13 protein-coding genes and 1 pseudogene are annotated in these 13,069 nt (G+C 30.1%); 2 read left to right on the top strand and 12 right to left on the bottom strand.

Annotated elements, in window-relative coordinates; genetic code table 11:
• Positions 1 to 273: 273 nt before the first annotated feature.
• The 5 genes and pseudogenes from RCG18_RS16690 to RCG18_RS16670 form a co-directional block, all read right to left on the bottom strand.
• Entirely contained in the window at positions 274 to 1,170 is an 897-nt protein-coding gene (locus tag RCG18_RS16690; RefSeq protein ID WP_308037159.1) for an FMN-binding protein, read from the bottom strand.
• 60 nt (positions 1,171 to 1,230) lie between these two features.
• The gene (locus tag RCG18_RS16685) at positions 1,231 to 1,857 is read right to left on the bottom strand and encodes a TetR/AcrR family transcriptional regulator (RefSeq protein ID WP_308037158.1); all 627 of its coding nucleotides are present in this window, start codon (positions 1,855 to 1,857) and stop codon (positions 1,231 to 1,233) included.
• 204 nt (positions 1,858 to 2,061) lie between these two features.
• Positions 2,062 to 3,285, bottom strand: a complete 1,224-nt coding sequence (locus tag RCG18_RS16680; RefSeq protein WP_308042051.1) for an RtcB family protein — start codon at positions 3,283 to 3,285, stop codon at positions 2,062 to 2,064.
• A 57-nt stretch (positions 3,286 to 3,342) separates the two neighbouring features.
• A pseudogene (locus tag RCG18_RS16675) lies at positions 3,343 to 3,843 on the bottom strand (WYL domain-containing protein); the annotation flags it as partial.
• A 466-nt stretch (positions 3,844 to 4,309) separates the two neighbouring features.
• Positions 4,310 to 5,599: a WYL domain-containing protein gene (locus RCG18_RS16670; RefSeq protein WP_308037157.1), complete on the bottom strand. Its 1,290-nt coding sequence runs from the start codon at positions 5,597 to 5,599 to the stop codon at positions 4,310 to 4,312.
• 215 nt (positions 5,600 to 5,814) lie between these two features.
• Here RCG18_RS16670 and RCG18_RS16665 point away from each other — a divergent pair, with 215 nt between their 5' ends.
• The gene (locus RCG18_RS16665) at positions 5,815 to 6,627 is read left to right on the top strand and encodes a polysaccharide deacetylase family protein (RefSeq protein ID WP_374118915.1); all 813 of its coding nucleotides are present in this window, start codon (positions 5,815 to 5,817) and stop codon (positions 6,625 to 6,627) included.
• A gap of 76 nt (positions 6,628 to 6,703) precedes the next feature.
• Here RCG18_RS16665 and RCG18_RS16660 read toward each other — a convergent pair whose 3' ends face one another.
• The 6 genes from RCG18_RS16660 to RCG18_RS16635 form a co-directional block, all read right to left on the bottom strand.
• Positions 6,704 to 7,279 (bottom strand): GNAT family N-acetyltransferase, encoded by a 576-nt coding sequence (locus RCG18_RS16660; RefSeq protein ID WP_308037156.1) that lies wholly within the window; start codon positions 7,277 to 7,279, stop codon positions 6,704 to 6,706.
• Between the two features lie 74 nt (positions 7,280 to 7,353).
• On the bottom strand, positions 7,354 to 7,884 hold the full coding sequence (locus RCG18_RS16655) for an AAA family ATPase (RefSeq protein WP_308037155.1): 531 nt from the start codon (positions 7,882 to 7,884) through the stop codon (positions 7,354 to 7,356).
• A gap of 119 nt (positions 7,885 to 8,003) precedes the next feature.
• Positions 8,004 to 8,726, bottom strand: coding sequence for an alanyl-tRNA editing protein (locus RCG18_RS16650; RefSeq protein WP_308037154.1), 723 nt, complete (start codon positions 8,724 to 8,726; stop codon positions 8,004 to 8,006).
• Positions 8,727 to 8,839: 113 nt separating this feature from the next.
• Positions 8,840 to 9,733, bottom strand: a complete 894-nt coding sequence (locus tag RCG18_RS16645) for a DMT family transporter (RefSeq protein WP_308037153.1) — start codon at positions 9,731 to 9,733, stop codon at positions 8,840 to 8,842.
• Between the two features lie 18 nt (positions 9,734 to 9,751).
• Positions 9,752 to 10,303, bottom strand: a complete 552-nt coding sequence (locus tag RCG18_RS16640) for an XRE family transcriptional regulator (protein WP_308037152.1) — start codon at positions 10,301 to 10,303, stop codon at positions 9,752 to 9,754.
• A 200-nt stretch (positions 10,304 to 10,503) separates the two neighbouring features.
• Positions 10,504 to 10,929 carry a GNAT family N-acetyltransferase gene (locus RCG18_RS16635; RefSeq protein ID WP_308037151.1) on the bottom strand — a complete coding sequence of 142 codons (426 nt, stop codon included), beginning with the start codon at positions 10,927 to 10,929 and terminating at the stop codon, positions 10,504 to 10,506.
• Positions 10,930 to 11,119: 190 nt separating this feature from the next.
• On the opposite strand from RCG18_RS16635, the gene RCG18_RS16630 reads away from it, so the two are divergent.
• A complete protein-coding gene (locus RCG18_RS16630) occupies positions 11,120 to 12,157 on the top strand; it encodes an acyltransferase family protein (RefSeq protein ID WP_308037150.1) in 1,038 nt (345 codons plus the stop codon).
• Positions 12,158 to 12,178: 21 nt separating this feature from the next.
• Here RCG18_RS16630 and RCG18_RS16625 read toward each other — a convergent pair whose 3' ends face one another.
• A complete protein-coding gene (locus tag RCG18_RS16625; protein WP_308037149.1) occupies positions 12,179 to 12,961 on the bottom strand; it encodes a MerR family transcriptional regulator in 783 nt (260 codons plus the stop codon).
• Positions 12,962 to 13,069: the final 108 nt, after the last annotated feature.

Raw genomic sequence — 13,069 nt, 5'->3', positions numbered from 1 at the left:
TATAGTGCTCTACCAACTGAGCTATTCATTCTCAAAGAGAATGAAATCGGAATCGAACCGACGACACCTTTCATACTAATTGAAGTAACTCAAATATACACTACCCTATTTTATTGATTTAAGGAAGAAATTCGAAAAGAGGTCTTTATTATACCAAAATAGAAGTAACTCTTTTCTGCACTGTCCTTAACCTTACATTTACAGTATAGGATATTTATATGATGAGTTACAGACAAAAAGCTTGCGATAATAATTAGTTAGGAAATTTTCATGCTATTGTTTAAGAGCATTTTCCACTGCTTTCATAAATGCCTTGCTAGTAGTAGTTGCTCCAGTAACAGCATCTACATCTGCACTTTGCTCTTTAATTATCTTCCGGAATACTCCTTCTGCATAGGTTACATATACGCTTTTCCGATTCTCTACCCCTTTAATATCAATAATTCTATGGTTTTTAACCTCTACTTTTACTTTATACACGTAACTGCCAACTTTTGCTTCACCTTGATACACCCCATCATTAATTTTTGTGAGGTTCACTTTTCCTATAGGCATATTCCTAATTTTGTTTAAACTAATAGTATTTGAAATCATAAATCCAACTCCAACTATAATTAAAGGCAGTATAAGCATTATAATAGTTTTTTGTCTTACCTGCTCTTTTACTTTTCTTTCTCCCCAAGGTTTAAAAACAGAAATGAAGATAATCATTACCATTCCTATTACTTCGATAATTGCAAATACCAATGCTTTGTTTTGAAATTCTAAATACTCACTTTTCATAATGGAATTGTTCAAACCTGCATCTGATATAGAGGCCATTCCACTAACAGCAGGACCAAATCCACTCCAAGTAATTATAAACATAGCCAATACAAGCAACCACTTCAACATTATCCACTTATACTTAATGAATCCCCATTTCGTAAATATTCCGTATATAAATACAGTTATCATTAAAATTAAAAATGCATAATTTACTCCCCAGGTAAATACCTTAAGTATTCCCAAATCTATTGGAAAAGTATTTCCCTCAAAATGTCCAGTCTGTTTTAACCAAAGAAGGCTTAAGATTGAAATTAGTCCTCCAAATACGCTTGCAACCAAAAGAAGGTGTGCTGCCTTTAATAATCTTTGGTGATTACTATTTAACACCAAATTTCTATTCATTTTCCCGCTCCCCTTTCATTTTTATTGAGTTCTTATGCTTATATTCTTATCTTTCTTAAACTATTTAAATAAATTAATAACCCCAAACAAATGATAGGAATTTATAATTTCACATGATTTCTTAATATCTTCAGGAGACTTTGACTCCTTTAAGATATGCATCATCATTTCAATCAGTTTTTCATATATCATTTTAATAATGCCATAGTTCATAGAATCATGAATAATCTCATTACTTTCCTTTGAATAATGTTCCTTAACATTTTCTATCATATAACTGATAACTTCATCCTTTACCCCTTCATACCTTGTACCTTTGCTTCCATTAATCATTACTAAAACTTGTTCTCTGTTTAAGATCATATACTCAATAAACTCCTCATTAATAAGATGAAACTTTCTGATTGATTCTCTTCCATTTAATTCCTTGTTCTTCGCCAATATAACTTTATTAATTAAAATACTTTTCAATTTTTCCAATACACTCTCCGGAGCTACTGAATAAAATATTTCTTCTTTACTCTTATAATAGCGATATATATTTCCAACTGAAACCTTTGCTTCTACTGAAATATTAGAAATTTTTGTGTTTTCATATCCTTTTTCTCCAAAGATTTTTAAGGCAGAAGAATCTATTTTTTCTTTAATATTATCTTTTTTATACTGAACCATATTTACTCCTTTCACAAAAGCGAATTAATCATTCTCTTTTAATTATATTATATTCCTTATTTTTCCAATTGTCTATGTAAAGTGCACTAACAAGGACTTAAGTCTATTAATATCATGTAAATTTGAATAAAAAAACAACTTGGATATAGAAGTTTTCTTCTCTTCCAAGCTGTTTAACACACAAATCTATATTATTTTTATAATTACAAAATCCTGCGACTATTCTCCAGCTTTAAAGTTATAAATTGGTTTAATAACTTTTATTATTTCTACTGTATCTTCAATATTATTGATTATTTCTTCCATAGGCTTATATGCCATAGGTGCTTCATCAATAGTTGCCTGGTTTACTGAAGTAGTATAAATGCCTTCCATAGATCTTTTATACTCCTCAATGCTTACACTTTCCTTTGCCTTACTTCTGCTCATTAAGCGGCCTGCACCGTGTGGAGCAGAATAATTCCAGTCAGGATTACCCTTTCCAACTGCTAATATGCTTCCATCTCTCATGTTCAATGGGATTAGCACCACTTCTCCATCATAGGCAGAAATACTGCCTTTTCGAATTATGTCATCCTTAAAGTTTATATAGTTGTGAATCGTATGGAAATGTTTAAAGTCTTCTAATTTCTTATTAAGCAACTTTTGCAATATTATATTAGCCATTGTTTCTCTATTTAAATTAGCATACTCTTGACAAATATTCATATCCTTTAAGTACTTTTCCTTATAATTTCCTGTTAAGAAGCATAAGTCCTTTGGATAACTAGGTAATAGCTTATCGTATTTTTCTTTTAAAGACTTTAAGGCTGATTGAATTTGGCGCCTCTTACCTTCTTTCTTATACTCACTTATGATATTTTCTCTTTGAATATAGTAATCTTCTTTTCCAGCACATAAATCCACTGCAAGATTTTGATAGTGCTCAGCTACTTGCTTACCAATATTTCTGCTGCCAGAATGAATAACTAAATATGCATTTTTCTCCTCATCAATATCTATTTCAATAAAATGATTTCCTCCGCCTAAGGTACCTATACTTCTTTCAATTCTTTTCGTATCTTTTAACTCTCTATAGCAATACAATTCTTGAAGCTTTGGAAACTTAATCATTCTTCCCTCATGGACATTCATGCCTGAAGGCACATATTTACGAGTAATTTCGTCTAAACTTCGTAAATCTATTGCAATTTTCCCCAATTCTACGGTAAGCATACCACAGCCTATATCAACACCTACTATATTAGGTATAACCTTATCTCCTAAGTTTGCAGTAAAACCTATTACGCACCCCTTGCCTGCATGAGTATCAGGCATTATTGCAATCTTACTATCCTTACAAAATTCCTGGTTACATAATTCAATTATCTGCGAAATAATCTCCGGCTCCAACTTATCTGTATATACCTTTGCACTGTTATATTTTCCCTTTAATTCTATCAAATTGTTCTCCCCCATTCTTGTTTTCCTGCAATCATTGAGCTCAATTGCTCGTCTTATTCTTTTAATCACCTCGTCTACAATCCTTTGAGGGGATATAACTTTTACATAAGGACCAAGTGTTAATATTTTTCTTATTATTTCTTCTTCCTCAAATACGTAATAAAAGAGCTTTATTTCATACTTATCCTCTTCAAGACACCTTGAGGATCTTTCCATTCCTGAAAAACTCATGAAACATCTTTCCATTGCCATCTTTTTGTCGGTAACCTCAAGTATTATAGGCTCTTCTGAATATCTACTCTTATGAAGAAGCTCTATTGCACCTTCTCTGTCTATAGAAAGCTTTTTCTTTTCTATTATTTCTATATTGCTCATAGTATGAAGATTTGCCATTATAGGCCTGTTGTCATTTAATGAATACATTGAAACTCTGAATCTATCATCTTTAAGAGAGTATTCTAATCTTACAGGGAGAGATTCCATGTCACAATATTTGTTTCCTAGTCTATCGGTATTGCAGTATCTTATTGGCTTCTCTTCTAATATAGCTTTTAGCATCGCTTTGAAATTAGCCTCATATTGATTTAAGTCTAAAATCTCAGGTAGTTTTGATTTATTAGTTGTTTCAATAAGCTCGCTTAATGAAGGACTATCAATATCCTTTAGCTCCTCTTTAAGTTTAGCTATTGTATTCTCTCTTAATATTAATTTTAATAATGGTTCATCAAGAAGAGACTTAAGCCAAATCTTTTCTATATTTGTAATCCTGACAGGTATAGATATTTTGTTGCTCTCTTTAGCTTTGGGATAAAACAATCCGTTTTCTTCTTTAAGTAGGTTATAGTTTTCATAATCCTCGTATTCATTTAGAAGTAGCCCCTCAAAAGTTTTGTTATCCTTTCCTATAATTTTCTCCTCAAAATCTTCGTCATCTATTAACTTAATAATATCTTTTTTAGAAAGCCCATCCTTGCATTCATTAAGCACTCTAAATACTATATGAAAATACCTATTTTTTACTTCATCAAAAAGTTCCATAGTTTTCAAGCATCTCCCTCCAGTCTTCTGTTAATCTTTTTGCAAGGTGTCTTCCTTGGATAACCTTCATGTAGCCTGAATAGCTTCTTATCCATGGAACCATCTCTCCACTGTCATTAACTGTCATAGTCAAATGGTAGAGTCCCTCTTCTATTCTCTCAATAGCACCTTCTTGAACCTCACTTTGAATTTTTTCTATAATATATTTTTCCTTAGACTCATCAATAATAATTTCGATTTTTATATTTTCAGTTTTTTTCCCTTGACCTAGTGGTACACTAGACCAACTATATTTCATATCTCTTTCATATAATTCTTTAAGACCTTCAGCTTCATAGGTGCTATTATAGACTTCAATGTCTTCAATTCTATCTAATCTTGATATTACACATTTATTACGGTTGTCGTAAGAAACTAAGTAAAATCTTCCACATTGAATGTCATAACGTACCTTAAAAGGCCTTAGAAATTCTTTAGGATTATCTATACTTCTATTTGGAGGTAATTTATAATTAAGTCTTATACATTTTCTCTCCTGCATAGCATTCAATAACTTCCATAAAATTTCTTCCTCTATAACAGGATGAAAGTGAAGGTTTCTATATTGAAAATAATCTGCAAAATCAAGCTTTATTTTTCTTTCGTAAAGTATATAATCTTTTAGGTTGTCTTCACAGTAATAGCCTGCTGATACAGGGAATAACGTATTTTTGAACAGAGAAACTGCTGTAAGAAGCTCGATTACCTCTTGATCGTCGAAAACTTCAAATATGTCCCTAGATATACTATAATGCTTTGTTCTTTTTACCGTTTCACAGTCCAAAATCCCTAAACTTGTACACATTTCATTAAGCTTTCTCTCAATTGTCTTACTGCTTATGTTGTCATAAGATATTAATCCATCCTCTATTAAAGTGTCCTCTATCTCACGAAAACAGCATGGCTTATCCTGAGCATATAGAGTCCCAAAAAGACAAAAATATAATATTAGATCCGTGCGAGTAAAGCTTTTTGTCATATATGTTTTTACTAAAAAATTTTCTGTGTTTCTTATAGAATCATAAGTTAAAGCTAGAAGCTTGTACCTTCCATCTCTATCAATTCTTATGTACTCTTCTTCTATATACTGTTGTATTCTTCTAATTTCATAGCTTATTTTTCTTGAACTAATTTTTCTTTTCCCTTCTAGTTCTTCTCTAGAAAAACATCCATAAAGAAATAGATCTCTAAGTATTGTCCGTATTATATTATAATGCTTTATAAAATCACTAAACATTTAATATTCTCCTTCAAAGGTGATTTGTATTCATTTTAACACAATCTAACTATGGTAAAAGTATAAATTATATGTGTAATATTTTACAGACAAAAAGGTTGCCATTAACCAAAAACATATATACTTGTAAAATTTACTAGCTATTAAATATTTATAAAATAGCAATAATAAATTAAGACAACTTAACCTTGCAAATTGCATTGGAGGATAAGAAATTGAAAAGCAAATTGAAACTTTTTACGCATCTTATAACCATATTCTTTATGATTTTATGCTTTAACAAAAATGTAAAAAGTATGGAAATGCAAAATACTATAAAGCCAATTGGAGATTTAGCAACCTATCAAAAGCATCTAAATCAAGGAAAAAAAGTGATATATTTAACCTTTGATGATGGACCTAGTATTGTGACAAATAAAATATTAGATATTTTAAAAGAAAATGATGTAAAAGCTACTTTTTTTCTTATTGGAAATCAAATAGATGGTTTAGAAGATACGGTAAAAAGAATTCACAGTGAAGGACATAGTATTGGGTTACACACTTACACACATAAATTTAAACACATCTATTCTAATAAAAACACATTTATAAAAGAAATGATACAGTGTCGTGAAAAAATCAATGAAGTAGTTGGAATTTCTCCCAATATAATCAGGTTCCCTGGAGGCAGCCGAAAGCATCTTACTGAATCCTATCTTAATAAACTTCATAGTTGTAACTTTAAAATATATGATTGGAATATGGAAACTATAGATGGAGTAAAGCCCAAAACCCCTCCTGATAAATTATATAGGCAAGCAACAAAGAATAGCGAAGAAATGTCCAGTATAATATTACTTATGCATTGTGATTATATGCATAAGAATACCTGTAAAGCATTGCCTAAAATAATCAGCTATTATAAAGATAAAGGCTATGAATTTAAACCAATTACAGATGATACTCCAGAACTTTATTTTCCAATAACAAAAAAGACATCTAGCTTCTTTGATTTTATATTTTCATCTAAAGATTGTATTGAATAAGTAAAACGTAGATCGAAGCAGGTTACTCTACTTTAATCTACGTTTTTAAAAATATTTTCATAATTTATTTTTATATCTACAAAATCAATTCATACAGTTTAAACCAAATTAAATCTGGGATATTTAGGCCTAAATCAACAGTTTCCACATATTTGTATCCACATTTTTCGTACAATGATATTGCAGGTGTGTTGTGAATAGAAACATCTAACCGAATTGTTTTAATTCCTTGTTCAAAGCTATATTTTTTTGCAAAATTCATTAATTTTTTACCAACACCGCTCTTCATATACTTTGGATGAACAACAAGCGTATGTATTACGATAATGTCTTTATAGTCAGCTTCAATCCCCCAAGTTACTTGAGAGTATGCAGCTTCTGGTTTATGATTTAGTATTATAGAACCTGCTATTTCATCATTCATTTTTAATACAAATAAATTATTATCTTGAATTCCGGTAACAGCAGTTTCTCTAATTGGATATATTCCTTTTGCCCAACCCGGATAATTTATGCCTGATTCTAAATAATCATTTAAATCATTATATAAGTTTTCCAGATCATCTACATCATTTACTGTTCCCTTTTCTATAATATAATCCTTATTATCTGGCGTTTCCACTGTTGTATCAAATCCCTGAACTCTATCCACTAATATCCCCCTTCCTGCTATATAAATAAAATTCACATAGCATTATTAGTTTAATTGTTATCTCTATTCTTTATCTATACTTTAGCCTCAGCATTAACTCTTTTTAAAATTTCTGCAACAGTATCCTCAGGTGACATTTTAGATGTGTCTAGCCAAAGCCCTATCTTAGGCGTCGTCTCCATAAAGACATTATATAAATTTTCTACTTTAAAACCAACATATCCCTTTTTCCCTCTGCTTGCTTCTCGCTGCTCAATAGTTTTTATATCTGGACAAAGCACAATAACATATATTGGATAACCCTTTAAAAGATCTATAAAGTACGAAAGTTTTTCTCCTAAATAGTTATCCTGTACAACAACATTGAAATCATTACCAAAATATTCTTTCACCACATTTGCAGTGATATTATATCTCATATCAAGCTGTTTTAAAGCTTCCTTACTTGGATTTTCACTCATCTCTTCTCTACCGTTTATAATCATTTTTCTAAAAATATCACCTCGAACATGAACACCTTTTTCAAGATTAGTTGCTAAAATTTCAGAAACAGTGGATTTTCCCACCGCCATAACACCTGTAATTACATATATTGCATTTTTCATTATAATCCTCCATACTTCATAATATAAATACTCTTAACTCTTTCAAATTTACATTTAGTTTTATATGGAGATTATAGCACACTTTTCAATATAGTTATTTTTTATTTTAATTTTCTTTGTTACTTTAAATCTTCTAATTCAATATATATTCTTTTATTGATTTTTCCTTTGCTTTTATATTCTACTATTTTTATTTTCCCAACTTCTTCAGTATTTTTTACATGAGTTCCTCCATCTGCTTGAAGATCTAGGCCTTCAATCTCAACAGTTCTTATCTCTTTGATGCCTTCTGGAAGAAGATTTATTTTTGTTCTTATTAAATCTGGAATTTTAAAAGCTTCTTCTCTTTCAAGGATATTTACGCTAATATTTCTTGCAGATTTTACTTCTTCATTGATTTTTATTTCTATTTCATCAACTAATTCCTTGTCAAAATTTTCGAACTCGAAATCCAGCCTACCTTTGAGACAATCCATATCTCCACCAGTTACCTGAGCTTTGTAGTCTCTCCATACAACACCGCATAAAATATGCATAGCAGTGTGAGTTCTCATTAGCTTATATCTATGTTCCCAGTCTAATTTTCCAGTACAAATTTCATCAACTTTAGGAAGATCACCATCAATATAATGATATATATCAGAACCTTTTTTCTTAACCTTTTTAACAATATATTTATCTATAGCGGTTTCCAGTACTCCATTATCACATGGCTGACCTCCTCCCCCTGGATAAAATGCTGTTCTATCCAAAACAACGGCATTTTCCTCCATATCTACCTTAATAACTTTGCAATCAAAGCTTTTTACATAACTGTCATTTTGGAATATTAATTCACTCATTTTTCTTCCTCCTTAAAATTTATAATAATAAAAATTTATTTAAAATTATTAAATTCTTCTGTATAAGCAAGGTATTCATTTCTTGCATTATCCATAAAATTTTTATACCCTTACTATTCATGTACTATTCCTTCATTCACATCAAGCTCTTTTACAGATAACTCATTAATAAAAGTTGTTCCTAATATCAGAATACCGCCCATCAACTGTATCACTGTCATTTTTTCTCCTAAAAATATACTAGACATAACTATTGCTGATATAGGATCAATATAACTAAATACTGCTATTGTCTGTCCTTTCAGTTTGGGTATCGCAGAAAAATATAGAAAATAACTTATTCCCGTATGTATGATACCTACAGCCAAAAGTAATAAAGTAGATTTAAAATTCAATTCTGTAAATCGTATTTTTTCGGTAGCAAGTATATAAGGTAATAAAACCACCGCAGCTATAGCAAGTTGTATCATGGCACTTTCTATTCCCGATAAATTCCTTATAAATTTATTTGTTATGATTACACTTGTATAAAGAATTGCCGCTGCAAGACCATATCCAATGCCCAACAATTGATTTTTTTCTGCTGTACCACTTTCAAATCCCACTATTAAGAACATACCTGTCATAGCACCTATGATGCACATAATCTTTATTGCATTTAGTTTTTCTTTCAAGATAAATGGAGATAAAAACATGATAAGTACAGGAGCAAAGTAATAACATAAAGTAGCTTTCGATATTGTAGTATATTTGTATGCTTGAAATAAAAAAATCCAATTGATACCCATGGCAGCTCCAGATACTATTAACAGGAACAAATTGGCTTTAATCGCTTTCCAAGATATCTTTTGTCTTGTTATATAACTTGCTACCAATAAAAATATGCTTCCTATTATTCCTCTTGCCAATGCAATCATACTAGAAGGCAAATCTATATTTCTAATAAATAGTCCAAGACTTCCGAATATAAGCATTCCAACTACAAGCCTTACTTTTGCATTTTTCATTGTATATCTCCTTTACTGCTAAATTGGATAAAAATTTACAACCATTGCCTTAAGAGTAGTTTTTCCGCAACTTTTATAGATATGAGAAGTTGCTGACAAAAAGCAAATAGAATCTTCTCTTTTCAATAAATAATCCTCGTTGTTTGTTGTTAATACAAGTTCCCCTTCAAGAACAGTGATGTACTCCTGTGACTTTTCGGAATGACCAACAGAAGTATAAGTTGCACCTGAATCCAATTCAAGTAAAAACAATTCAAAATTTCTATGTGGTGTATTTCCATAGTAGCAATAAACACGATATGCTCCATCTTCACTAGCTTGTTCTTTAGCTTCTGACTTTTTAATTACAAAAGTGTCATTTTCATGTTTATCAATTAATACAGTATATGGAACATTTAAGCCTTTCGCAATTTTCCAAATGGTATTGATTGTCGGATTTGTATCCCCTTTTTCAATCTGAGAAAGCATTACTTTACTTACCTCAGACAGTTCAGCCAATTGTCCTAAGCTTAAATTTCTTTCTAATCTCAATCGCTTAAGATTTTCTGCAATCACTGGATTCAGATTCATATGTAAAACCTCCTGTTAGTAGATAAATGTTAAAACGCATTTCGTAAATTATATCTTACGATTGTTAAACATATTATACACAAACATAATTATAATTACAAGTATTATTGTGATAAAATAAAGTAGCTATTTACTTAACATGTTTACAACATAAAACACATTAAATAGATAGCCTTAAAGAGCTTACTTATAATTGAAAATTATATAATTTTTTTCATATAATATCTTTTATGCCCCTGTGGGCACTCATCTAGTATTCCAAAAACCTCATATCCATGTTTAATATAAAAATCCTTTGCCTGAAAATCAAAGGTATCTAAATGAATTAAATGGCAGCCTTTGTCCTTAGCTATTTTTTCAACTTCTTTTAAGAGTTTTGACCCTAATCCATCTTTTCTATTCTCTTCTTTTATCCATAAAACATCTATATATGCACAATTCCAACAATACATCTTACTAAGTATTCCTGCAATAATTTCTCCATTTGTATCTTCAATAACTCTATTGATCCATAAAAAAGGAACTTGTTGTTTAAGAGGGACTTTGGATAAATTGTATTCAACTATTCTATCCACAATTAAATCTGCATCCTCACTATTTCCTTCTCTTATAATATAATCTTTCATATTTACCTCCTATTTCTTTATAAGTTGATTAATAAAATTTCTTAATTTACTAGACTTAATTATATGATTGTTGAGGTTTATACCTTTTTGAAAATAATCAAAATCTCTATTGACCTTAGGTCAGACCTAAGGTGTATATTGTCTTTATAACAAGTTTCATTAGAAATTAATATAATTTTGGAGGTTTTTTATGGAGAATAATTCTGTTAACTATTCAAATTCAAAACGTATTTTTTATTTAGATTTTGCTAGAGGACTAGCTGTCTTTTTTATGATTATGCAGCATGCAATAATTATGCATGAAAAAACAGCTGGAGAAGGTAATACTCTTTTAGGTAATGTTTTTATTTGCTTAGGAACAGCACCTGCCGCACCTGTGTTTATACTTATTATGGGTATTTTCTTTATGCAATCAAAAAAGAGTATAAAAGAAAATATAATACGTGGCTGTAAATTATTTGCCTTTGGATATGTCCTCAATTTAATAAGGTTTACCTTTCCTTTACTTTTAGCCGGAGGTTCTTATAATCCTGGACAAGGTCCTGTATCTCTATTATTTTTAGTAGATATTTTTCAATTAACAGGATTATCACTTATATTTTTCTCTGCTTTTAAAAAGTATGCCGATAACTTATATATACTGCCAACAGTAATCCTAATCATATTACTTGTATCACCATATTTGTGGGGATTTCAAGGTCATGTTTTCATTTTTGACCCGCTATGGGGTGCTAATAAAAATACTGATTTCCCACTATTTCCATGGGCAGTATATTTTCTTTTAGGTATGTATTTAAGTAAACACCTTCAAAAGCAAACCTTAGAAAAGCAGATAAAGAAAAAGCTTGTTTTAGGTAGTTTATTTTTAGGTACAATAGGCATTGCAACAATTTCATTCTTCCCGATAGGTGATTACTATAGAAGTGGGTTAAGTATTCATTTCTTAATGATGAGCTTTATATTTTTATGGTTACCACTATCTGATTGTTTTGTTACAAAACTAAGAAAAAAAGGATTTGACAAACTCTTAGATACAATTTATTTCTGGAGCAAAAATGTTACAGGAGTTTACATCATTCAATGGATAATATTTGGGTGGAGTATTTTGCTCTTAGGTGCAAATCAAATGACAGATTATGTGGCTATGATCATTGGCTTCATTGTATTACTCATCACTCATTTTTCACTAAAATGCACAAAGTTAAAATTTTTTTTACCAAAGCTGTAGCTTGAGGCTACAGCTCTAAATTTAAACTATTTTTTCAATAATCATTTGAAGTTCATAGTATATTCCATTGTTATAAAAAATTGAAATCATGGAATTTTCTATAGCAACGAGATTCCCTTTAATATTTATATTATTCACTTTTGCATATTTAAAAAATTTATTAATTTGTTTTTCAAACTCCTCATCACTCTCCGCAAGGAACTCATAACACAGATACTCTCCTGCAACTAGTTTATGGCTAGTACCAGAATTTTTCCCATCCTCTCCTATACATATATACACATTGGTATTGTCATAGAGATTGATGATATCAGTTTCATATAGACTTAATGTTTTGCTAGATTCACTCATAATGTCATAGAATTGCTTAGCTGAAAATGGTGTTTGATAATTCATTTTGAAAATTTGTTTGAGATTACGCTCTTTAATATCTTTTACAATATATTTATCCTTTGAAATATCAATCATATTTATTTTTTCAATTATACTCATAGTAAAATCTCTTAATGCTATAAGATTGTTTATCTGCTCATTGATACAATCTACAGAAGTATTTAATAACTGCGTATAATCCCCAATTGCATAATTATTAAAACACATTTTAATACTGTTAACGGGAAGGTTGAACTTTCTTAAAAGCAGTATGTTGGCCAGCTTATAGATCTCATTTAAACCATATAATCTGTACCCATTTTCATCAATCCTATAGGGTAGAAGAACCTCTTTTTCTTCAAAATATCTTATTTGATGAGTAGAAACATTCATCAATCTCGCAAGTTCACTTATCGTAATATGTTCTCTCAAATAAAATCCTCCATTTTTTACATTTTAGAACTATCCTGTACTCTAACAGTCAATTAAAAATTAAGTTATACTTTAAAGTACTTTGGTTCATTTCATATCTCTTGATAG

Source organism: Clostridium sp. OS1-26, assembly GCF_030915445.1.
Taxonomy (GTDB): Bacteria; Bacillota; Clostridia; order Clostridiales; family Clostridiaceae; genus Clostridium_AM.
The sequence above is the reverse complement of the archived record's forward strand: the minus strand, read 5'-3'. Positions and strand labels throughout refer to the sequence as shown.

Coding starts and splice junctions, on each gene's coding strand:
- RCG18_RS16690 (WP_308037159.1), bottom strand. CDS start 1,170: ATGAATAGAAATTTGGTGTTAAATAGTAATCACCAAAGATTATTAAAG.
- RCG18_RS16670 (WP_308037157.1), bottom strand. CDS start 5,599: ATGTTTAGTGATTTTATAAAGCATTATAATATAATACGGACAATACTT.
- RCG18_RS16655 (WP_308037155.1), bottom strand. CDS start 7,884: ATGAAAAATGCAATATATGTAATTACAGGTGTTATGGCGGTGGGAAAA.
- RCG18_RS16650 (WP_308037154.1), bottom strand. CDS start 8,726: ATGAGTGAATTAATATTCCAAAATGACAGTTATGTAAAAAGCTTTGAT.
- RCG18_RS16645 (WP_308037153.1), bottom strand. CDS start 9,733: ATGAAAAATGCAAAAGTAAGGCTTGTAGTTGGAATGCTTATATTCGGA.
- RCG18_RS16640 (WP_308037152.1), bottom strand. CDS start 10,303: ATGAATCTGAATCCAGTGATTGCAGAAAATCTTAAGCGATTGAGATTA.
- RCG18_RS16635 (WP_308037151.1), bottom strand. CDS start 10,929: ATGAAAGATTATATTATAAGAGAAGGAAATAGTGAGGATGCAGATTTA.
- RCG18_RS16630 (WP_308037150.1), top strand. CDS start 11,120: ATGGAGAATAATTCTGTTAACTATTCAAATTCAAAACGTATTTTTTAT.